The organism is Mycobacterium hackensackense (assembly GCF_025822555.1).
Lineage (GTDB): Bacteria > Actinomycetota > Actinomycetes > Mycobacteriales > Mycobacteriaceae > Mycobacterium > Mycobacterium fluoranthenivorans.
On the sequence record NZ_JACKUC010000029.1, the window covers coordinates 322,947 to 343,552 of the forward strand.

A 20,606-nucleotide genomic window follows, 5' to 3' on the forward strand; every position below is an offset into this window, starting at 1 on the left:
GCGGTGGCCCGGACAGGTCAGGCTTGCGGTCCTTCGGCGGGCGGCCAGTGTTCGCCGGACCACTCCCCCGGTTCGGCATGGTCACCGCGCGAGAGCGGCACCCACTGCTCGGTGGGCGCGGGCTGCTTCGACGACGGGAAATCGCGCAGCTTGCCCGACGGTTTGGCGTCCCACTTGGCGAATGTCAGCGGGGTCTGCAGCCAGGCGAACAACAGGTTGTAGACGGCTTCGAGCGAGTCGATGTGGGTACGTTCCCAGCCGTGGCTGCCGTCCAGCCCGAAACCGACCAGCGCGGCCCGGGTGTTGGCACCGGCCTCGATGGCCGCCGCCGCGTCGGAACGGTAGAAGCGGAACACGTCGCGCGCGTAGGGAATCCGGCGCTCGTCGGCCAGCCGGCAGAGCTTGCGGGTGAGGTGGTAGTCGAACGGCCCGTGCAGGTCGGCCATCGGGATGGTCACGCCGTCCTCGATGGAGTGCTGGCCCGGCGCGCAGACCGCGTTATCGACCGACACCAGTTCCGCGACGTCCGGGTCCAACCCGTGGCTGGCCCCATGGCCGACCTCCTCGGTGATGGTGACCATGATCGTCGTCTTGTGCGGCAGCACGATGCCACCCTCGGCGACGGTCTTGGCCAGGGCCAGCGCGACGGCGACGCCGGCCTTGCCGTCCAGGTGTCGCGAGACGATGAAACCGTCGGCGGTGAGCTCGGGCGCGGCGATCAATGCGACGAAGTCGCCGACGTTGAACCCGAGGCGCTCCAGGTCGTCGCGGGTGGCGACCTTGCGGTCGATCCGGACCTCAACGCCCGGCCAGTCCGTGGGCTGGGTGTCGATCTCGTCGCCGAACGCGTGCCCGGACGCCTTGAGCGGCATCACGGTTCCGGTGAAGAATTCCTCGGGATCGTCGGTGAAGATGCGCACCCGGGCACCGGTGGCAAAGCGCGCCGAGAACGTTCCCACCGGGATGAGCTCGAGCCGGCCGTTGTCCTTCAGATCCCGGACCATGCAGCCGATGGTGTCGGCGTGCACGACGACCGCCCGGTCGGTGGTCTTCGACTCGCCGGGCAGCTCCGCGGTGAGCGCGCCCCGACGGGTCAGGGTGAACGGCACCCCGAGGTCGTCGAGGACGTCGCCGATCAGCTGCATGACGGCGTCGGTACGTCCCGACGGGCTCGGCGTCTGCAACAGACCGAGCAAGGTGTCGATCATCCACGCGCGGGTCGCCTCCGGCATCGCGGCACGTTCGGACTTCATGTCTCCTCTTCTCATCCTCGAATCGGGGTCGCATAGGCAACCCCGGCGGCCTAGCCCTGATCGACCGGTTCGGGCTGCCAGGCCCACGGTGTGGCCGCGGTACGGGGAAAGAGTAGATCCACGAAGGCCTTTGCCGTCGGGCGCGGTTCATGATTGGCCAACCCGGGGCGCTCGTTGGCTTCGATGAACACATATTCCTCACCGTCGACCGCGGGCACCATCAGGTCGATACCGGTGACGGGAATGCCGATCGCGTCGGCGGCGTCGATGGCCACCCTGGCCAACGTGGGGTTCACCTCGTCGGTGACATCACAGATGGTGCCGCCGGTGTGCAGGTTCGCGGTGCGCCGCACGGTCAGCCGTTCGTTGACGGGCAGCACCTCGTCGAGCTCCCAGCCCGCCTCCCGCACGGTGTCGGCGGTGACCTCGTCGACCGGGATCACGGATTCCCCGTGGGTGGCCGCCGATCGCCGGCGGCTCTGCGCCTCGATGAGCTGCCGCACGGTGTGTTTACCGCTGCCCACCACCTCCGGTGGGCGCCGGACTGCCGCGGCGATCACCTTGCCGTTGATCACCAGCAGTCGCAGATCCTCACCCTCGCAACGCTCTTCGATGAGCACGTCGGGGCAGTGCTTGGCGGCCCAGCTCAAGGCCCGGTCCAGCTCGTCGGGTTGGGTGACCCCGACGGTGATACCGGCCCCCTGCTCGCCGCGTGCGGGCTTGACCACGACCGACCCCACCTCGCGCAGGAAGGCGTAGTCCTCGTCGTCGAAGGTCGCGGTCCGGCCCCGCGGCACCCGGATACCCGCCTCGGACACCACTCGGCGTGCCACGCGTTTGTCGTCGCAGCGACTCATCGCCACCGCATTGGTCAACTCCGACAACGACTCTCGGGTGACGACACTGGTTCCCCCGTGGGTCAGCCGCAGGTAGCCACCCTTACCGTCGAGCACCTCCACGTGAATCCCCCGCATGATGGCCTCATCGGCGATGATGCGGGCGTACGGGTTCAACTCGGCGAAGCCCTCCTCCTCCTGCACCGGGGCGAAGAGCTTCTCGTTGATGGCGTTCTTGCGCTTGATGCCCAGCGCGGGAACGCGGCGGAATCCCATCCGTTCGTACAGCGCGATCGCGCCCTCGTTGTCGTGCAGCACCGACAGGTCCATCTGGGCGCGGCCGCGCCGGATGAACTCCTCCACCAGTGAGCGCACCAGCAGGCCCCCGACACCGGGCCGCGACACCGACGGGTCCACCGCCAGGCACCACAGGCTTGAGCCGTTCTCGACGTCCCCGAACAGTTGCTGATGGTCGATACCGGTCACGGTGCCGATCAGTGCGCCGGTGTGTTCGTCGGTGGCCACCAGATAGACCATGTGCCGCTCGTGCTCGACGTTGTTCCACATCAGGTCGATATCGGCGGGCACCATCCGGCAGCGCAGGTAGATCTCGTTGATCGCGGCGCAGTCGGCCGGCGATTGCACGGGACGCACCACGACCCCGGGCACCTCACCCGGCCAGAATTCGCCGCGGTCGTCGAATGTGAGCCGGTAGGTGAAGCTGGGGTCGATGAAGAACTCCTGCGGGTGCAGGGCCACGAAGACGTGCGGGGCATCGAGGTACATGCCGATATCGCGGCGGCCGCTGGCCTCGGCCCGCAACGCGGTGCCGAACTCCGCAGGGTCGTCGAACGTCTGGCCGAAGACCAGCCGGCCCCAGCCGAGGTCCTGCACCACTCCGACGTCATCCCGTGTCTCCGACATGGTCAACTACGGCCTCCATCGATGTGCTCGGCAAGCCACATCTCCAGCAATCCGATCTGCCACAACGGATTACCGCGCAGCGGAGTGAGGTTTCCGTTCGGGTCGGAAAGCAGGTCGCCGACGGCCCCGGCGTCGAACAGTCCGCGGGAGCGGGCGGCGTCGCTGTGCAGCGCGTCGCGCACCAGGTCCAGGTAGGGCCCCGCCAGGTGTTTGAGCGCGGGCACCGGGAAGTAACCCTTGGGCCGGTCGATGACGGCATCCGGGATGACCCGGCGCGCAGCCTGTTTCAGCACACCCTTGCCGTCATGGGCGGTCTTCAGGCCCGGCGGGCAGGTCGCGGCCAACTCGACGAGTTCGTGGTCGAGGAACGGCACCCGGCCTTCCAGTCCCCACGCCATGGTCATGTTGTCCACCCGCTTGACCGGGTCGTCGACCAGCATCACGGTGGTGTCCAGCCGCAGTGCCCGGTCGGTCGCGGTGGCCGCACCGGGGGCGGCGAACTGCGCGCGCACGAAATCGCCTGCCACGTCCGTGTCCAGCCGCCATTGGGGTTGCAGCAGCGCGTTCACGCCCGAGTTGTCGCGGTCGAAGAAGGCGGTGCGGTATCGCTGCAGGGCGCCGTCGACGTCACCGTCGCCGGCGTGCGCCATCGGCGGGTACCAGTGGTAGCCGGCGAAGATCTCGTCGGCACCCTGGCCCGACTGCACCACCTTGACATGCTTGCTGACCTCTTGGGAGAGCAGATAGAACGCCACACAGTCGTGGCTCATCATCGGCTCGCTCATCGCCCCGATCGCCCCCGACAGTGCGGGCAGCATCCGCGCGGTGTCGATACGGATCTGATGATGGTCGGTCCCGAAGTGCCGGGCGATGACATCGGAGTATTTGAACTCGTCGCCCTCTTCGCCGCCCGCGGCCTCGAAGCCGATCGAGAAGGTCTGCAGCCCATGCTGTCCCGCCTCGGCCAGCAGCCCGACGATGAGGCTGGAATCCAGTCCGCCGGACAGCAGGCAACCCACCGGCACGTCGGCCACCAGGCGCCGCTCCACCGCGGTGCGCAGCGAGGCCAGCACGGCCTCTTCCCAGTCGTTCTCCGACCAGGACGCGCGCTCCGGCACGCGCTCGAAGACCGGGGACCAATAGGTCCGTTCCACCCGTCGGCCCTCCGGATCGATCCGCATGACGGTGCCCGGGGCGAGCTTGTGGACACCGCGCAGGATCGTGTGCGGGGCGGGGACCACCGAATGGAAGCTCAGATAGTGGTGCAGCGCAACCGGATCGATCGAGGTGTCCACTCCGCCTGCGGCCACCAGCGCGGGCAACGTGGACGCGAACCGGAAGGCGCCGGTCGGCCCGGCGATGTCGGCCCAGTACAGCGGCTTGACCCCGAGCCGGTCCCGCGCCAGCAGCACCGCGCCGGTGTCGGTGTCGGTGACCGCGAAGGCGAACATCCCGTACAGGCGGTCGACCACACCCTCGCCCCACGCATGGAAGCCCTTGAGCACCACTTCGGTGTCGCTGTGCGAGAAGAAGCGGTAGCCCTTCGCGATCAGATCATCGCGTAGTTGCGGGTAGTTGTAGATGCAGCCGTTGAAGGCCACGGTCAGGTGCAGCTCGGGGTCGTGCATCGGCTGGTGACCATGACTGGACAGGTCGATGATCGCCAGGCGCCGGTGCCCGAAGGCCACCCCGTCCTTCGCCCAGAATCCGCCGCTGTCGGGTCCGCGCGGGACCATGGTGTCAGCCATCGACGCGATGGCTCCGATATCTGCTGCCCGTCCGCGAGCGATCTCGCCCGCGATGCCGCACATGGCGTGAACCACCTCTTCCTTTTCAGGGGCGACCGAGCATGGTGCTAGCGCGATACGTCGCCCGCGAGCACGGGTACCCGCCTGGAACGGCTTCAAACCCGCGACCCGGATCACAGTGGGTGCTCCGCGCTAGGCTGATGCACCCATGGGGCGATTCCTGACCGTGCTGCTCACCTGCCTGGCGCTCGTCGTGACCTCGGGGCCGCCGCCGGCCTCGGCGGATCTGGAGATACCCGCCGGCGCCGCGCCCGCGCCGGACGGACCGGCGGAGGCCTGGCTGGTCGCGGATATCGACAGCGGCGAGGTGCTGGCCGCCCGCAACGAATTCGGCCGGTACGCCCCGGCGAGCACCATCAAGGTCCTGCTGGCCCTGACAGTCCTCGACGACCTTCCGCTCGACGCGACCGTCGTCGCCAACGACGCCGACACCAAGGTCGAATGCAACTGCGCCGGGGTGACACCCGGCGTGACCTACACCACACGTCAGTTGCTCGAGGCGCTGCTGCTGGTGTCGGGCAACGACGCCGCCAACACCCTGGCCACCATGCTCGGTGGCCGCGATGCCGCGATCGCCAAGATGAACGCCAAAGCGGTGTCCGTCGGCGCGACGGGGACCATCGCCGGCAGCCCGTCCGGACTCGACGGCCCGGGAGTCGACGTCTGGACCACGCCGCACGACCTGGCGGCGATCTTCCGCGCCGCGCTGGCGCATCCGGTGTTCGCCGAGATCACCGCCCAGCCCACCGCGCTGTTCCCGAGCAAGACCGGTGACCGGGTGCTGGTCAACCAGGATGAGATGCTGGCCCGCTATCCCGGCATGCTGGGCGGCAAGACCGGATTCACCGATCTGGCCCGAAAGACCTTCGTCGGCGCGGCGCAGCGCGACGGCCGGCGCCTGGTGGTGGTGTTGATGCACGGGCTGATCCATGAGGGCGGGCCGACGTATTGGGATCAGGCGTCCGCCCTGCTGGACTGGGGATTCGCCCAGGGCCACGGCAGCTCCGTCGGCGCGCTGTAGATGATGCAGAACGGCAACCTCACCGCGCGCTGAGCGAGTCCTGTGCGCCGTAATCTCGACGCGCGTGCGAAGACTCCTGACGGCGACGCTGCTCACCGTGACCGCAGCCCTGAGCGCTGGGGTCGCCTATGCGGCCCCGGACGCCGAACTCGCCGGCGTGCAGGCGTTCGCCAACGGGCCGGCCAAGGCCTGGCTGCTCGCCGACCTGGACACCGGGGCCGTGCTGGCCGCCCAGGATCCCTACGGCAGCTATGCCCCGGCGAGCACCATCAAGGTGCTGCTGGCCACCGTCGTACTGGACAATCTGCGGCCGGACAATTTCGCGCGCGCCAACGCGTCCCATACCAAGGTCGAATGTTCCTGCGTCGGACTGAAACCCGGCCAGGCCTACACCACACGCCAACTGCTGGAAGCGCTGCTGATGGTGTCGGGCAACGATGCGGCGAACATGCTGGCCGATATGCTGGGCGGCCAAAAGGTGGCGGTGGCGCGGATGAATGCCAAGGCACAACAGCTCGGCGCCCGGCACACCAAGGCGTCCTCCCCTTCCGGGCTGGACGGTCCCGGTTGGGAGACGGTGACGACACCGCACGATCTCGCGGTGATCTTCCGCGCGGCGCTGACCTATCCGCTCATCGCACAGATCATGCGGGAGCCTTCGGCGCAGTTCCCGGGTCGCGTGCTCACCAATCAGAATGAGCTGCTGAGTCGCTATCCGGGCGACCTGGGCGGCAAGACCGGATACACCAACTTGGCCCAGCACACCTATGTCGGCGCCGCCCAGCGGGGTAACCGCCGGCTGGTGGTGGTCCAGATGTACGGCAACGGGGATCTGTACGGACAGGCGATCGATCTGCTCGACTGGGGTTTCAGCCGGTCCGCGTAGGGTGGCCACCGCGTGGCACCGCATATCAAGTAAGGTGACCCTAATTTTGCGAACGCACATTGAGGGGAACCGAGTTGACCGGCACTGCAGAGATATCGATGATCGTCGCCTTCGGCACGGACATGGGCAATGCCGAGGATGCCGCGATGACCTTCGCCGAATCGGTCGCCCCGCTGGGCATCCAGGCCGAGGCGATCGAACTGAACCAGGTCGAGGTCTCCGAACTGCAGTCGGCCACCCATTTCCTCGCGGTCGTGTCGACCTTCGGCGAGGGTGAATTCCCCGATAGCGCGACGCTGTTCTGGGAGGCGCTCGAATCCAGCACCGAGCGGTTGGAGAATCTGAGCTTCTCGGTTCTGGCGCTCGGCGACAGCTCGTACGAATTCTTCTGCAACGCAGGCAAACTGCTCGACGCGAAGCTGGAGCAGCTGGGGGCGACCCGAATCGTCGACCGGGTGGATGTGGACGGTTTCTACGAACAGCCGGCGAAGGCGTGGACCGCCGATGTGGTGAAGATCCTGACCGCCGAGCGCGGCGCCACCGCACCCACCGAGGCCGTCGCGGCACCAGCCGCGGCCCGGGAACGCCACGAGGAGTTCGAGGCGGCGCTGGTCGTGAACAGGTTGCTCACCGCCGCCGAATCCGACAAGGAGGTGCGCCACTACGAGGTCGATCTCGCCGGGTTGGGCCTCACCTACCAGGCCGGCGATTCCCTGGCGGTGCATGCCACCAACGACCCGGCACTGGTCGCACTCATCCTGGCCGAGCTGGGCGTGGGACCCGATCACATGGTGCCCGACCACGACGAACCGCTCGGCGTGCTGCTGACCGAGCGGCTGGAGATCCGCACGCCGTCGCGCGCGCTGCAGGACGTGGCCGGTCCGGCCGCCTACGGAGAGGATGTCCTCGACCTCATCAAGCGCGCCGGCCTCAAGACCGAGGAAGTCTTGGATACCCTGCGCCCCTTGGGATTCCGTGACTACTCGATAGCCTCCAGCCCACTGGTCCACCCCGAACGCATCCACCTGACGGTGGCCTCGGTGCGCTATCCCGGTGCCGACCGTGATCACAGCGGCGTCGCGTCGACCTTCCTGGCCGACCGCGCCGACCGCGTCCGCGTCCACCTGCGCCCCAACCACAACTTCCGGCTGCCCGCCCCCGACGTTCCGATCATCATGATCGGGCCCGGCACCGGTATCGCCCCGTTCCGCGCCTTCCTGCAGGAACGCGAGGCCACCGGCGCGACAGGCCGCGCGTGGCTGTTCTTCGGCGACCGCCGCCGGGCCACCGACTATCTGTACGGCGCGGAACTGGAGGACTTCCTGGAGTCGGGCGCGCTGACCCGGCTCGACCTGGCGTTCTCCCGCGATCAGGATGCCAAAGTCTATGTGCAGCACCGGATGTCGGAGAATGCCGAGGAATTCTTCAGCTGGCTGGCCGACGGCGCGTACGTCTACGTGTGCGGCGACGCCGACCGGATGGCCAAGGATGTCGACGCCACCCTGCACGAGGTCGTGGCACGTGGCGGCGGCATGGACGCCGACGCCGCGCATACCTACGTCAACGACCTCGTGAAGTCACATCGCTACGTGCGCGACGTCTACTAGTAGACCCGCCCACGCAGGATCACCACATCCGGGTGCCCGACACCGGCCAGCCGGGGATCCTCGGTGAAGCACAACAGGTCCGCGGACTCGCCGTGCTCCAGCGCCGGCCGACCCAACCAGGCGCGGGCATCCCAGCACGCCGCGCCCAGCGCGTCGGTGGCACTCAAGCCCACGGTCCGCAGTGCCGCGATCTCGTCACCGATCCGGCCGTGCGCGATCATCCCACCGGCGTCGGTACCGGCGAAGATCGGCACCCCGGCCTCGTGGGCGGCGCCGACGCGCTGATGGCATGAGGCGTACAGCTCGCGCATATGGGCGGCGTAGGACGGGTATTTGCCTGCCGCATCGGCGATCCCGGGAAAGTTCTCGATGTTGATCAAGGTGGGTACCAGCGCCGTACCGTGTGCCAGCATCAGGTCGATGGTGTCCTCGGTGATGCCGGTGCCGTGCTCGATACAGTCGATGCCGGCGTTGATCAGGCCGGGCAACGCGTCCTCGCCGAACACGTGCGCGGTGACACGGGCGCCGTTCGCGTGCGCGGCCGCGATGGCGTCGACGAGGATGCCGTCGGACCACAGCGGGGCCAGATCGCCGATCCCGCGGTCGATCCAGTCACCGACCAGCTTCACCCAGCCGTCGCCCCAACGGGCTTGTTCGGCGACGGCGGCGGGCAGCTGCGACTCATCCTCGATATCGATGGGCAGACCCGGCATATAGCGCTTCGGCCGGGCCAGGTGTCGGCCGGCGCGGATGATCCGCGGCAGGTCCTCCCGGTCGTCGAAAGCACGGGTGTCCACCGGGGATCCGGCATCGCGCAGCAGCAGCGCGCCGGCGTCGCGCTCGGCCTCGCCCTGCGCGACGGCCTCATCGAAGGTGGTGGCGCCACCGGGCTTGAGCCCGACGTGGCAATGGGCGTCGACCAGCCCCGGGATGATCCAGCCGCCGGCCCCGTCAGCCCCGAACACGGTGTGGGCGCCGGCGATCGGTTCCGCCGACAACACCCCCTGGTGGATCCACCACTGCACCTCCTCGCCGTCGGGCAGGCCCCGGCCGCGAACGTGCAGCGCCACGGGCTACTTCTGGCCCGGGAACTTCAGCTTGGACAGGTCGAAGTCGGCCAGGCCCGGTGGCAGTTCGTCGAGGCCTTTGGGCATATTCGACAGATCCGGGAAGCCCGCGGGCAGCCCGCCCACGCCAAGCGGATTGGCGGCCTTCGGCGGCGTCGGGCCGCGACCCTTCTTCTTGCCCGCCTGCTTGTTCTTGCCCTTGGCCGCCTTGCGCGGAGAGCTCTTGCGGCCGAACGGCATTCCCATCTGCCCGGCCATCTGCGACATCATCTTTCGAGCCTCGAAGAACCGATCCACGAGTTGATTGACCTCGGAGACGCTGACACCGGAGCCGTTGGCGATGCGCAGGCGGCGGGACGCGTTGATGATCTTCGGATCGGACCGCTCCGCCGGTGTCATCCCGCGGATGATGGCCTGTACCCGGTCCAGCTGGCTGTCGTCGACGGCGGCGAGCGCGTCCTTCATCTGGCCGGCACCGGGCAGCATGCCCAGCAGGTTCCCGATCGGCCCCATCTTGCGGATTGCCAGCATCTGCTCGAGGAAGTCCTCCAGCGTCAGCTCCCCGGAGCTGATCTTGGCGGCGGCATCCTCGGCCTTCTGCTGGTCGAAGACCTGCTCGGCCTGCTCGATGAGGGTGAGCACGTCACCCATGCCGAGGATGCGGCTGGCCATCCGGTCCGGGTGGAAGACGTCGAAGTCTTCGAGCTTCTCCCCTGCCGAGGCGAACAGGATCGGCACACCGGTGATCTCCCGGACCGACAGTGCCGCACCACCGCGGGCGTCACCGTCGAGCTTGGTCAGCACCACGCCGGTGAAGCCGACGCCGGACCCGAAGGCCTCGGCGGTGCTGACGGCGTCCTGACCGATCATGGCGTCCAGGACGAACAGCGTCTCGTCGGGCTGCACGGCGTCGCGAATGGCCGCGGCCTGGGCCATCAGTTCCTCGTCGATGCCGAGGCGGCCGGCGGTGTCGACGATCACGACGTCGAAATGCTTGGCTTTCGCCTCGGCCAGGCCCGCAGCCGCCACCGACACCGGGTCGCCGGTGGTCATCTGTTCGATCGAGACGCCGTCCGGTGACACCCCGGGGTGCGGCGCGAACACCGAGACGCCGGCGCGCTCACCGACGATCTGCAGCTGGTGGACCGCGCCGGGGCGCTGCAGGTCGCAGGCCACCAGCAGCGGGGTGTGGCCCTTGGCCTTCAGCCACTTGGCGAGCTTGCCGGCCAGCGTGGTCTTACCGGAGCCCTGCAGACCGGCCAGCATGATGACAGTCGGTGGGGTCTTGGCGAAGGCGATCTGGCGGGTCTCGCCGCCGAGGATGCCGACGAGCTCCTCGTTGACGATCTTGACGACCTGTTGGGCCGGGTTGAGGGCGCCGGAGACCTCCGCGCCCTTGGCGCGATCCTTGATGCGCCCGACGAACGCGCGCACCACGGGCAGCGAGACGTCAGCCTCGAGCAGGGCCAGCCGGATCTCGCGCGCGGTCGCGTCGATATCGGCGTCGGTCAGCCGACCCCGCGAGCGCAGGCCAGCAAGTGCACCGGTCAACCGGTCAGACAGCGATTCAAACACCTGGTAAGCCTAACGGTCGGGCGCAGGGGCGAGGAACTCACGCGGACTCGGCCCGCAGCCCGGTGTGCCCGCGCTAGTCTGCGAGCGCACGCTGACCAAGTCGCCGGAGGCCCCATGACAGCGATCGACGTCCCCCTGCCCGAGGTCCGCAACTCGTCGCACGAGGCCAGGAGCACCACTCATCTCAGTCAGTGCACCCTGTGTGAGGCGCACTGCGGGATCCACGTGACGGTGACCGACGGGAAGGTCAGCCGCATCGAGGGCAATCCCGACGACGTGTTGTCCAAGGGCTACATCTGCCCGAAGGCCACGGCGATGGGCGGTCTGCACGACGATCCGGACCGGCTGCGCACCCCGATGCGGCGGGTGGGCGACGGGTTCGAGCCGATCGGCTGGGACGAGGCGTTCGCCGAGATCGGTGCCCGGCTGCGCCGGGTCCGCCGGCTCCACGGGCCCCGGTCGGTGGGCATGTACCTGGGCAACCCGGCCGCACACAGCTCCGGTGCCGGTTACGGGATGCTGCTGCGGATGGCCCTGCGGACGCCGAATTTCTTCACGGCCTCCTCGATCGACCAGATGCCACACGAGTACGCGGCCTGGCGGGTGTTCGGTTCCAACGTGCTGATGCCGATCACCGATATCGACCGCACCCACCGGCTGGTGGTCCTCGGTGCGAACCCGGCGGTGTCCAACGGGTCGTTGTCGATCATGCCGGGCGCCAAACGGCGGATCAAAGCGGTGCGCGACCGCGGCGGGAAGGTCGTCGTGATCGACCCGCGCCGGACCGAAACCGCCCGGTTGGCCGATCAGCATGTCGGGGTGCGCCCGGGCGGGGACGTTTTCCTGTTGCTCGGCATGCTGAATGTCCTTGTCAGTGAAAACCTGTGCGACACCGCCCTGATCGCCGAACAGGCGACCGGCTGGGCCGAGCTCGGGCGGCTGGTCGCCTCGGCCACCCCGGAGGCCGTCGCCGAGCGGGCGGGGGTTGATGCCGACACCATCCGCACCCTCGCGCGCGAGCACGCCGCAGCGGAATCGGCCGCGATCTACGCCCGGATCGGTATCTGCCAGCAGGAGACCGGCACCCTGGTGAGCTGGCTGGTCATGGTGATCAACACGGTGACCGGCAACCTGGACCGGCCGGGCGGGACGATGTTCTCCACACCGATCGTCGACGCTCCCCGGCTGGCCAAGCGCCTTCCCCTCAAGCACGGGAAGTTCACCGACCGGTCCGGACGGTACAAGTCGTTCCGTTCCGAATTGCCCGCGGTGGCCATGGCCGAGGAAATACTCACCCCGGGCGACGGCCAGATCCGGGCGATGATCACCTACGCCGGCAACCCGGTGTCGTCCATCCCGCAGAACGGCCGCCTCGACGAGGCCATGGCGACCCTGGATCTCTATGTGGCAGTGGATATGTACGTCACCGAGACCAGCCGGCACGCCGATTTCATCCTGCCGCCGGTGTCGCCGCTGGAACGCGCGGACGTCAGTCTGCTGACCACCGTTTTCAGTGTGCGCAACAACGTCCGGTACCAGCACCGGTCCTTCGTCCCGCCGGCAGGTGCCAAGGAGGACTGGGAGATTCTCACCAGGCTGGCACTGGAGTTGCTGCCCACCCCGCTGCGGCGGGTGCCTGCGGCGCTGCGCAGCCGGCTGATCGATGCGATCAACCCGATGCGCGTCGCCACACTGGTATTGGCGACCGGACCGTACGGCCGGCTGCGGCGGGGTCGCAACGGGATCACCATGAATGACCTGCGGTCCAGCCGGGGTGGCCTGGATCTGGGTCCCCTGCAGCCACGCCTGCGTGAGGTCATCGCCACCCGCGACCGCAAGGTCGCGCTGGCGCCGGCAGAGTTCGTGCAGGCCGCTGCGGCGTACCTGCGCGAGTCCGCCGACCGTTCCGAGCGCACCTACGATCTGCAGCTCATCGGGCGTCGGCAACTGCGCAGCAACAACTCGTGGCTGCACAACGTGCCCACGATGACCGGCGGGAACAACAAGTGCACCGTCCTGATGCACCCCGATGACGCGCTGGCCCGCGGGCTTGCCCAGGGTGACACCGTCCGGGTTGCCTCGGCCGTCGGGGAAATCGATGTGCCGCTGGACATCAGCGAGGACATCCGGCCCGGCACCGTCGCGGTGCCGCACGGCTGGGGTCATCAGGGCACCGGTTGGCGGCACGCAAGCACCCTGCCCGGGGCGAACGTCAATGCGCTGCACGACCCCGATCAGGTGGACGCATTCACCGGGACGGCCGCGGTGAACAACACCTGGGTGACCGTCACCGCCGGCTGACTCGGCGTCCTCACCCGAAACTCACGCGCATCGTCCTCGACGTGGGCGTCGATCACTTCCATGGCCGGGGCCAATACTGCGTTCGCCCACAACACATCGTCGGGCGTACACGAATCTCCGGGCAGGTCACGGGCGAGGATCAATCCGACTCTCATCGCAATGCAACGCGACGATTGGCCGTCGACCTTCACCGGAACGCCCTCGAAGATCTGCCCGTCACCCGCCGACGATGGCCTTTACCTTGGCCGCAACGTCGAGCAGCGAGGCGTCCGACTGAATCACCGCGCCGTTCGCAGGATTGATCAGGTCGATCCGAGTCCTGGTGAGTTTCGACGTCTTCACCACCCACTTACCGTCGGTCTTCACGTAGGTGTCGTTGTAGTGACCGTAGCCGTGCACTCCGAGCGTGCCGCCGAAGACCAGCACGTCTTCCAGCGTCCACAATCCCGAAGCGGTGGTGGCGGAATTCACCTTGATATGCGGATCGGAGCCTTGATGATGTGTGGTGGCCCCACCAAGAGTGAGCTTCAGGAACGAGATGAACGCGTCACGGCCGTAGAGGATCGGACCCGCGCTGCAGGTGGTGTCCTCGACGACGTTGGGGTCGAGAAGATCACGGAGGCCATCCCAGTTCTTCGCATCGATGCTCGCGAAGTACGTCGCTTTGAGTGCCTTGATGGCATCGACCTCCACGCCCGAATCGTCACCGGGCGATGAATAACCACACAGACTCGGCAACGGCAAGGGGTCGGCGTTCACCATCGGGACGTTGACACCGCCCAACATCATGACCGCCGTGCCGACGGCAACGGCGCCCTGGCGCATGCGCCGCTGAATGTCTTTGCGGGAGAACAGGAAGTTATCTTCTACGGGCATTACTCTTCTCTTCCTTGAGTGGGGATTCGATGATCTCTGGGCCACCCGGAGCGCGCCGGCGGATATGAACAGGATGTCGATAGTTCAACATAGACACCCGAATATATGAAGCCTAGACAGGCTCGACGAACCCGTCAAGCACTCCACGACAGCAAGTTGGCGCGAGCCCGCTCGGCGCTGGTAATCAGATCGCTTACCGCAGAACATTTTTCAGATACGGAGGGTCTCTGCCACCCTAGACACGCTGAGCTGCAAAGAATTTGGCAGCCTTGTCAATTGCGATGTCGACACCTTGAGGCTCCCAACCGAGCTCGCGGGCCGCCTTGCCATGGTCGAGAGGCGACATGAGTGCGGCCATGCGCAATCCGACCACCGCAAACGGCAGGTCGCGCCGCAACACTCGACTCGCCAGATCGTTGAGATGAGCCATGAAGTACAGCACTCCCATGGGGATGCCGATGCGGGGCGGCCGCCGTCCCGTCGCGGCTGCGGCGATCGCGTGCACTTCGCGCGTGCTCAGATAGCGGTCGGAGATGATGTAACGTTCCCCGACCTTGCCGCGCTCTGCGGCGAGCAGCATGGCGCGGGCCGCGTCCTCGATGCCGACCACCTCCGATGAGAAACGGAAGTAGAACGGGAACTTGCCGGCCGCGACCCGCGCAATGAGTGAGCCGTGCGGTGTCGGCTGCCAGTCGCCGGGACCATATGTGGTGGAAATGCAGAGGGCAACGCCGGGCAGGTTCTTCTCTCGGCAGTACCGCAGCAGGAGATTCTCCGCCTGCACGCGACTGGCGATGTAGGCACCACCGTCAGTCCAGTTGTGCACATCGACTTCAGTCACCGGTCTGCTGTTGCTGATAGCCAATGTGCCTGTGGTACTGGTGAAGACGAACTTACGTAGGCCGGCCGCCGCTGCCGCATCGAGAACGTGTCGCAACCCCTCGACATTGGTGCGGAACAACGGCGTGGGGTCTCGAAGCCACATCCGCGCATCGACCACGCAGTAATACACGACGTCGCAACCGGCCATCGTGTGTGCCAGCGCAGCATCATCGAAGACGTCTCCGAAACACCGTTCGACGGTGAGATCATCTATGCCGCGGGTGTCACTGGTGCGGCGAAGCATGACGCGCACGTCCTCCCCCGCTTCGACGAGCTGGCGCGTGACGTGGGAGCCGAGAAATCCGCTCGCGCCGATGACCAACTTCTTCGGGTGACCGCGGCCACCCAGATCATTCATTGTGCCGCGCGTTTTCGAGCCAGCGATGCGCCGATATCGCGAAGCGAACGCGGAACACGAACGGAGAAGAAAGGATTGAAGAGGTCCTCCCTGAGTCGAGTGAGCCGTGACGTTCGGATGACCCACTGGCCGTCGACCTTGGCGTAGGTTTCGTGATAATGGCCGTAACCGAGAAGGTTCACGCCGGGTGCCAGCCGGATCACGTCTTGCATCGCCCACACACCCGTCGCCGTGGTCACTGATGTCAAGGTGATCTCGGGTGAATGGACTTGGTGCACGGTGGGTTGGGAGGGCTTGCCGAGGTGTTCGCGGACCGACTGGACGAAATGGTCGGCCCCGGTGATCAGCCGGCCGCCCGCCTCAGACGTATCGCTGATGAAGTCCTCCGCGAACAGGGTTCGCCACGCAGCCCAGTCCTTGCTGTCCAGCAACCGGCAGTAGCGTGCCTTCAGCTGCCGAATCTCTTCGAGATCACTGAGCCACACCACGCCACCGAACTCCGATACCGTCACCGCACCACCCACCTGCCGCCGCCGCCCCGACAAGACGAATATTCAACTTCAGTAGCTGAATATGCGAAACGTAGCGGAGGCTGCCGTGCGCGTCAATGTGTCGGCGTGCCTGCCACTCGCATCGCCAGCGGTCCGGCCCGGCCAGATCTCCTAGGAAGCCTGTGCGGTGATCGCATCGGCCAACCGGCGCAGCCGGTGTCCGATCTGCTCGATCTTGCGAGCGGACAGATCAGCGAACGGATGCACGCCGATGTTGTGGGTTACCCGGCCGCCTGAGTTGAACACCGGGGCCGTGATCGATCCGACGTAGTGACGCTGCCGGCCGGCAGGAGTCGGCTTCGGACCGCTGGCCATCTCCACCAGCACCTGGTCGAGATTGTGGCGCATCGAATCCGAGAGCGCTTCGGACTGCAGCCTGGTCATGACGGGCAACGCAGACACCATCTCCGGGCTCAAGCGTTCCACGCTGAAGCCCTGGCCCAAGGTGTCGTCGAGGAACTGCTCGAGCTGAGCATGGAATGCCGGACTGTTGACTCCGCTGCGCCGAATCCATGCTCGGCGTTCGTCATCGGGCTCCCATGCGGCGAACGCCGGACCGAACGGAGCGGCGAAAGGTAGGCGGTCGCCGACCGACGGATCCCACTGATCGTCGGGACCGTTGGCTCCGGTGACGAATGCCACGATGATCAACTGATTCCCGACGCGCTCGGACACCGATGTGGCGTATCCGGTGTCAGCGGTGGCGGCCTGCGCGGCGGCATTCAAGCTCAGTGCAGACTGGTCGATCTGCCTGATGAGGCCCACCAGTGCCGCGCCGATCGCGAATGCCTTGGTGTCGGGATCCCTGGTCACCCAGCCCGTGTCGACGAGCTCCTTCATGATGGCGTACGCGGTTGCCTGGTTCAGATCCAGTTCTTTGACGATGTCGCTCAGGCGCGTTGAGGTATCCCGGCGTTGCGTCAGGAGTTCAATGATCTCGACGACCCGACGGGTCGGCGGGGACGAACTGGTCACGAGAACTCCTGCTGCGAGGCTGTGGATCATTCGAAGACTACTGGCAGCACAGTCGTTAGTCAGCCATCGAGGCCGTGACCCGCTCTCGCGAGGTGAGCACCAGCGCAGCGCCGTCGGTGACGGCGACGGTGTGCTCACTGTGCGCCGTGCGGGAACCGTCCGCCGAGCGCAGGGTCCACCCGTCGGGGTCGAAGACGATCCGGTCGGTGCCTGCCGCGAACCAGGGCTCCAGTGCCAGCGTCAGCCCGGGACGCAGGGTGAGACCGCGCCCGCGGCGCCCGATGTTCGGGACGTGCGGATCCTCGTGCATGGTCCGACCCAGGCCGTGTCCACCGAACTCGGTGTTCACCAGATACCCGTAGTCGGCGGCCACCTCGCCGATCGCGGCGGAGATGTCCCCCAGTCGGTTCCCGGGCAGCGCCTGCGCGATACCCGCCGCCAGCGCCTCCTCGGTGGCCGCGATCAAGCGCCGATCTTCGGCTCGCGGGGTGCCGATGATGATGCTGCGAGCCGAATCTGCCACCCATCCGTCGATGGAGACCGCGATGTCCATGGTCAGCAGGTCGGCGTCGGCGAGCACGTAGTCATGCGGAAGCCCGTGCAGCACCGCATCATTGACCGACAGACAGATGACATTGCGGAACGGCCCGCGCCCGAACGACGGCGCGTAATCCCAGTAGCACGACTGGGCGCCACGCTCGGCGATCAGCACCCGGGCTCGCTCCTCGAGCTCGAGCAGGTTCACCCCCGGCCGTGCGCGGCCGGCCAGGTCATCGAGCAGCTCGGCGATGAAGGTCCCGGTGACGTCCATCGCCGCGATCTCGTNTGCCGTCTTCAACTCCACCAAAGCCATGCCTCCTGAGCGGTATGAAAATACCACCGTACCCGAGTGATCGGTATTTTCATACCGAGTCCGAGGTAGGCTGACCGCATGGTGCGCCTCCCGCTGACCGCAGAACAACTCGCCGCCGGCAAGCGCCTGGGCGAACAACTCCGTCAGGCGCGGGGCAACCGCACCCTCGCCGAAGTCGCCGAAGCCGCGGCCATTTCCCCGGAGACACTGCGCAAGATCGAAACCGGCCGGCTGGCCACCCCGGCGTTCAGCACCATCGCGGCACTGGCCCGCGTGCTGCCGTTGTCACTGGATGCGCTGGCCGAGAGCTGCTTCGCCCGGGCCGATCTCCGGCATACGGGTTAGCTGGCCTCGGACACCGGCTTCGGTGGAGCGGGGAGTACCCCGTACAGGTCGCGCTCGAGTTCGCGGCGGAGTGCGGCAGTCTCCTCGGTCAGTACCGGAACCGTGATGCAGAAGACGTCCACCACCGCCGATCCCAGGGTGGTGACCTTGGCCCAGGCGATATCCAGCCCGTCGCGCTCGATCACCGCGGTCAGGCGGGCCAGCAGACCCGGCCGGTCAGCGGCACGCACCTGCACGATGAACTCGTTCGGACCGGAACCCTCCGACCACAGGATCCGCGGCGGGGCGCTGACCTGGTTCACCGGGACGGCGGACACGACCTCCCCCGCCCTGGTGTTACCGGCCGCATCCCGATCACGGTGTTCCAGCGATTCGATGACATCCAGTTCGTCGTCGAGCGCCAGGATGAACTGCTGACGCAACAGTCCGGCCGCCGGTGGCGACCCGAAATGCGGTGACACCACGAACGTGTTGATCGCCATGCCCTCGTGGCTGTTGACCGACGCCGAGTGCACGCGCAGCGAGTTGAGTGCCAAGACCCCGGCCGCCTTGGACAGCAGTCCGCGGCGATCGGGTGCGATCATCGTGACGTTGTGGATATGCGCACCGTCGCCCGGGACGAGGTCGACATGCACACCCGCATCCGATGCCAGCGAGAGATAACGCGGATCGATGGGGTCGGGCTGCGGCAGCGACTCACCGGCCATCACCAGGCGGCACCGCCGCACCAGATCGCCGATCAGCGAAGCCTTCCAGTCTCCCCACACACCCGGGCCGGTGGCCAGCGAATCGGCTTCGGCCAGCGCCTGGAGCAACTCGAGCAGCACGGGGTCACCGCCGAGGGCGTTCACCACGTGATCGATGGTCTTGGGGTCCTGCAGATCGCGGCGGGTGGCGGTATCGGGGAGCAGCAGGTGATAGCGCACCATCTTGGACAGCACCTCGATATCCGAGGGCCACAACCCCAACCGGGTGCCCACCTGGGTGGCCAGCTCGGCCCCGATCACACTGTGGTCGCCGCCGCGTCCCTTGCCGATATCGTGCAGCAGTGCGCCCAGCACCAGCAGGTCCGGCCGAGCCACGCGGGTGGTGAAAGCACTTGCCCGTGAGACGGTTTCGACCAAATGACGATCGACGGTCCAGATGTGCACCACATCGCGGGGCGGCAGGTCGCGCACCGCACCCCATTCGGGGAACAACCGGCCCCACAGACCGGTGCGGTCCAACGCCTCCACGGTGGCCACCGCGGCGGGGCCGGCCGACAGCATGACGAGTAGGTCTTTCAGCGCCGCACGTGGCCACGGTGTACGCAGTTCCGGTGCGGCGCCGGCCAACCGGCTCAACGTGGAGGCGGCGATGGGCAGTCCGGTGGTGGCGGAGGCGGCCGCGACCCGCAGGATGAGCCCGGGATCGCGTTCCGGTCGCGCGTCGCGGGCCAGGATCACCTCGCCGGCGAATTCGATCACTCCCTCGTCGAGCGGCCGGCGGGCCGGTCGGCGCAACGCGGCGAACCCGCGCCGCGGCAAGGCATTCCCTGCCGTGCGGATACCGGCGTCCACGTAGTAGCTGACGGTGCGGGCCGCGTCGGAGAGCATCCGGGCCAGATCGAAGCGGTCCCCGATGCGCAGCGAGGCACCGATCTCGTCGGCGTACTGGGCCAGCACCTGGTCCCGACCGCGTCGCGAGATGCGGTGCAGTTCGGTGCGCACGTTCAGCAGCGCCAGATGCGCGCCACCCAAGGTGCCGGTGGGCGAGGCAAGCATCCGGCTGGGATACACGTCCGCGAGCTGCGCGATCGCCAGCGCGTTGAGCAGCTGGACGTCACGTAGGCCGCCGCGGCCGTTCTTGAGATCCGGTTCGGCACGGTGCGCGATCTGTCCGCTGCGCTGCCAGCGGGCCTGGGCGTGTTCGACCAACTCCTCGAATCGAGGGGCGATACCGGTGCGCCACTGCCGTCGCGCCCCGCCGATCAGCAGGGTGGACAGCTCTTGATCGCCGGCGATATGCCGGGCATCGAGCATCGCCAGTCCGGCGGACACGTCCTCGGCGGCCACATTGAGCGCCTCCGGCACGGTGCGCACACTGTGGTCGATGCGAATGTTGGCATCCCACAACGGGTACCACAGCAGGTCGGCGACCTGGCTGACGATCTCGGCGGGCATGTTGTCATGCAGCAGCGTCAGATCCAGATCCGAGTAGGGCAACAGCTCACCGCGGCCGAGGCCGCCGGTCGCGACGATCGCGAAACCACTCGTGGCCGTGATGCCGATCTCGGTGGCTTTGGTGGTGAGCCAGAATTCGTTGAGATCGAGCAGGGCGGCCCGTAGCGCAGCCGAATCGAGCTGGCGCCCACCGGCGGTCAGCAGTTGTTCGGACGCCTTGGCCAGATCCGTTGCCGGACGCAGCGATCCCGCCGCCGGCGCCTCCCATCGGGACGCTCCGGCAGCGGGATCTGGTGTCTGCTCTGTCATTCGGTCCTCCCCCGGCC

General features: G+C 67.3%; 16 protein-coding genes. 5 read left to right on the forward strand and 11 right to left on the reverse strand.

Annotated elements, in window-relative coordinates; genetic code table 11:
* Positions 1 to 17 precede the first annotated feature (17 nt).
* From H7J86_RS04725 to H7J86_RS04735, 3 genes are read right to left on the reverse strand one after another with little or no spacing between them, the layout of a single operon-like run.
* A complete protein-coding gene (locus H7J86_RS04725; protein WP_090356865.1) occupies positions 18 to 1,253 on the reverse strand; it encodes an osmoprotectant NAGGN system M42 family peptidase in 1,236 nt (411 codons plus the stop codon).
* Positions 1,254 to 1,303: 50 nt separating this feature from the next.
* Positions 1,304 to 3,013 (reverse strand): N-acetylglutaminylglutamine synthetase, encoded by a 1,710-nt coding sequence (ngg, locus tag H7J86_RS04730; RefSeq protein ID WP_267289628.1) that lies wholly within the window; start codon positions 3,011 to 3,013, stop codon positions 1,304 to 1,306.
* Positions 3,014 to 3,015: 2 nt separating this feature from the next.
* Positions 3,016 to 4,824 carry an N-acetylglutaminylglutamine amidotransferase gene (locus tag H7J86_RS04735; protein WP_267289630.1) on the reverse strand — a complete coding sequence of 603 codons (1,809 nt, stop codon included), beginning with the start codon at positions 4,822 to 4,824 and terminating at the stop codon, positions 3,016 to 3,018.
* Between the two features lie 145 nt (positions 4,825 to 4,969).
* On the opposite strand from H7J86_RS04735, the gene H7J86_RS04740 reads away from it, so the two are divergent.
* The 3 genes from H7J86_RS04740 to H7J86_RS04750 all read left to right on the forward strand — a co-directional run bounded on the left by H7J86_RS04740 (position 4,970) and on the right by H7J86_RS04750 (position 8,335).
* A complete protein-coding gene (locus H7J86_RS04740) occupies positions 4,970 to 5,842 on the forward strand; it encodes a D-alanyl-D-alanine carboxypeptidase family protein (protein WP_267289632.1) in 873 nt (290 codons plus the stop codon).
* A 64-nt stretch (positions 5,843 to 5,906) separates the two neighbouring features.
* Positions 5,907 to 6,728 carry a D-alanyl-D-alanine carboxypeptidase family protein gene (locus H7J86_RS04745; RefSeq protein ID WP_267289634.1) on the forward strand — a complete coding sequence of 274 codons (822 nt, stop codon included), beginning with the start codon at positions 5,907 to 5,909 and terminating at the stop codon, positions 6,726 to 6,728.
* Between the two features lie 74 nt (positions 6,729 to 6,802).
* Positions 6,803 to 8,335 (forward strand): diflavin oxidoreductase, encoded by a 1,533-nt coding sequence (locus tag H7J86_RS04750; RefSeq protein ID WP_267289636.1) that lies wholly within the window; start codon positions 6,803 to 6,805, stop codon positions 8,333 to 8,335.
* Here the strand turns inward: H7J86_RS04750 and H7J86_RS04755 are convergent.
* A complete protein-coding gene (locus tag H7J86_RS04755) occupies positions 8,332 to 9,405 on the reverse strand; it encodes an amidohydrolase family protein (RefSeq protein ID WP_267289638.1) in 1,074 nt (357 codons plus the stop codon). The genes H7J86_RS04750 and H7J86_RS04755 overlap by 4 nt on opposite strands.
* A gap of 3 nt (positions 9,406 to 9,408) precedes the next feature.
* Positions 9,409 to 10,977 (reverse strand): signal recognition particle protein, encoded by a 1,569-nt coding sequence (gene ffh, locus H7J86_RS04760; RefSeq protein ID WP_267289640.1) that lies wholly within the window; start codon positions 10,975 to 10,977, stop codon positions 9,409 to 9,411.
* Between the two features lie 114 nt (positions 10,978 to 11,091).
* On the opposite strand from ffh, the gene H7J86_RS04765 reads away from it, so the two are divergent.
* Positions 11,092 to 13,278 (forward strand): molybdopterin-dependent oxidoreductase, encoded by a 2,187-nt coding sequence (locus H7J86_RS04765; protein ID WP_267289642.1) that lies wholly within the window; start codon positions 11,092 to 11,094, stop codon positions 13,276 to 13,278.
* 216 nt (positions 13,279 to 13,494) lie between these two features.
* Here the strand turns inward: H7J86_RS04765 and H7J86_RS04770 are convergent, their stop codons facing one another.
* From H7J86_RS04770 to map, 5 genes are all read right to left on the reverse strand, one after another.
* Positions 13,495 to 14,154: a nuclear transport factor 2 family protein gene (locus H7J86_RS04770; RefSeq protein ID WP_267289644.1), complete on the reverse strand. Its 660-nt coding sequence runs from the start codon at positions 14,152 to 14,154 to the stop codon at positions 13,495 to 13,497.
* A gap of 235 nt (positions 14,155 to 14,389) precedes the next feature.
* Positions 14,390 to 15,394, reverse strand: a complete 1,005-nt coding sequence (locus H7J86_RS04775) for an NAD-dependent epimerase/dehydratase family protein (RefSeq protein WP_267289646.1) — start codon at positions 15,392 to 15,394, stop codon at positions 14,390 to 14,392.
* Positions 15,391 to 15,906 carry a nuclear transport factor 2 family protein gene (locus H7J86_RS04780; RefSeq protein ID WP_267289648.1) on the reverse strand — a complete coding sequence of 172 codons (516 nt, stop codon included), beginning with the start codon at positions 15,904 to 15,906 and terminating at the stop codon, positions 15,391 to 15,393. Before H7J86_RS04780 ends, H7J86_RS04775 begins: the two co-directional genes overlap by 4 nt.
* Before the next feature lie 150 nt (positions 15,907 to 16,056).
* Complete coding sequence (locus H7J86_RS04785; protein WP_267289650.1) at positions 16,057 to 16,920, reverse strand: helix-turn-helix domain-containing protein; 864 nt, start codon at positions 16,918 to 16,920, stop codon at positions 16,057 to 16,059.
* A gap of 55 nt (positions 16,921 to 16,975) precedes the next feature.
* Complete coding sequence (map, locus tag H7J86_RS04790) at positions 16,976 to 17,767, reverse strand: type I methionyl aminopeptidase (protein WP_267290581.1); 792 nt, start codon at positions 17,765 to 17,767, stop codon at positions 16,976 to 16,978.
* Positions 17,768 to 17,851: 84 nt separating this feature from the next.
* Here map and H7J86_RS04795 point away from each other — a divergent pair, with 84 nt between their 5' ends.
* Positions 17,852 to 18,118 carry a helix-turn-helix domain-containing protein gene (locus H7J86_RS04795; RefSeq protein WP_090356887.1) on the forward strand — a complete coding sequence of 89 codons (267 nt, stop codon included), beginning with the start codon at positions 17,852 to 17,854 and terminating at the stop codon, positions 18,116 to 18,118.
* Here the strand turns inward: H7J86_RS04795 and H7J86_RS04800 are convergent.
* Positions 18,115 to 20,589: a [protein-PII] uridylyltransferase gene (locus tag H7J86_RS04800; protein WP_090356889.1), complete on the reverse strand. Its 2,475-nt coding sequence runs from the start codon at positions 20,587 to 20,589 to the stop codon at positions 18,115 to 18,117. The genes H7J86_RS04795 and H7J86_RS04800 overlap by 4 nt on opposite strands.
* Between the last annotated feature and the right edge of the window lie 17 nt (positions 20,590 to 20,606).

Excerpts from the sequence above, each read along its gene's own strand:
- H7J86_RS04725 (WP_090356865.1), bottom strand. The coding sequence starts at position 1,253 with ATGAAGTCCGAACGTGCCGCGATGCCGGAGGCGACCCGCGCGTGGATG.
- ngg (WP_267289628.1), bottom strand. The coding sequence starts at position 3,013 with ATGTCGGAGACACGGGATGACGTCGGAGTGGTGCAGGACCTCGGCTGG.
- H7J86_RS04735 (WP_267289630.1), bottom strand. The coding sequence starts at position 4,824 with ATGTGCGGCATCGCGGGCGAGATCGCTCGCGGACGGGCAGCAGATATC.
- H7J86_RS04740 (WP_267289632.1), top strand. The coding sequence starts at position 4,970 with ATGGGGCGATTCCTGACCGTGCTGCTCACCTGCCTGGCGCTCGTCGTG.
- H7J86_RS04765 (WP_267289642.1), top strand. The coding sequence starts at position 11,092 with ATGACAGCGATCGACGTCCCCCTGCCCGAGGTCCGCAACTCGTCGCAC.
- H7J86_RS04770 (WP_267289644.1), bottom strand. The coding sequence starts at position 14,154 with ATGCCCGTAGAAGATAACTTCCTGTTCTCCCGCAAAGACATTCAGCGG.
- H7J86_RS04775 (WP_267289646.1), bottom strand. The coding sequence starts at position 15,394 with ATGAATGATCTGGGTGGCCGCGGTCACCCGAAGAAGTTGGTCATCGGC.
- H7J86_RS04795 (WP_090356887.1), top strand. The coding sequence starts at position 17,852 with ATGGTGCGCCTCCCGCTGACCGCAGAACAACTCGCCGCCGGCAAGCGC.
- H7J86_RS04800 (WP_090356889.1), bottom strand. The coding sequence starts at position 20,589 with ATGACAGAGCAGACACCAGATCCCGCTGCCGGAGCGTCCCGATGGGAG.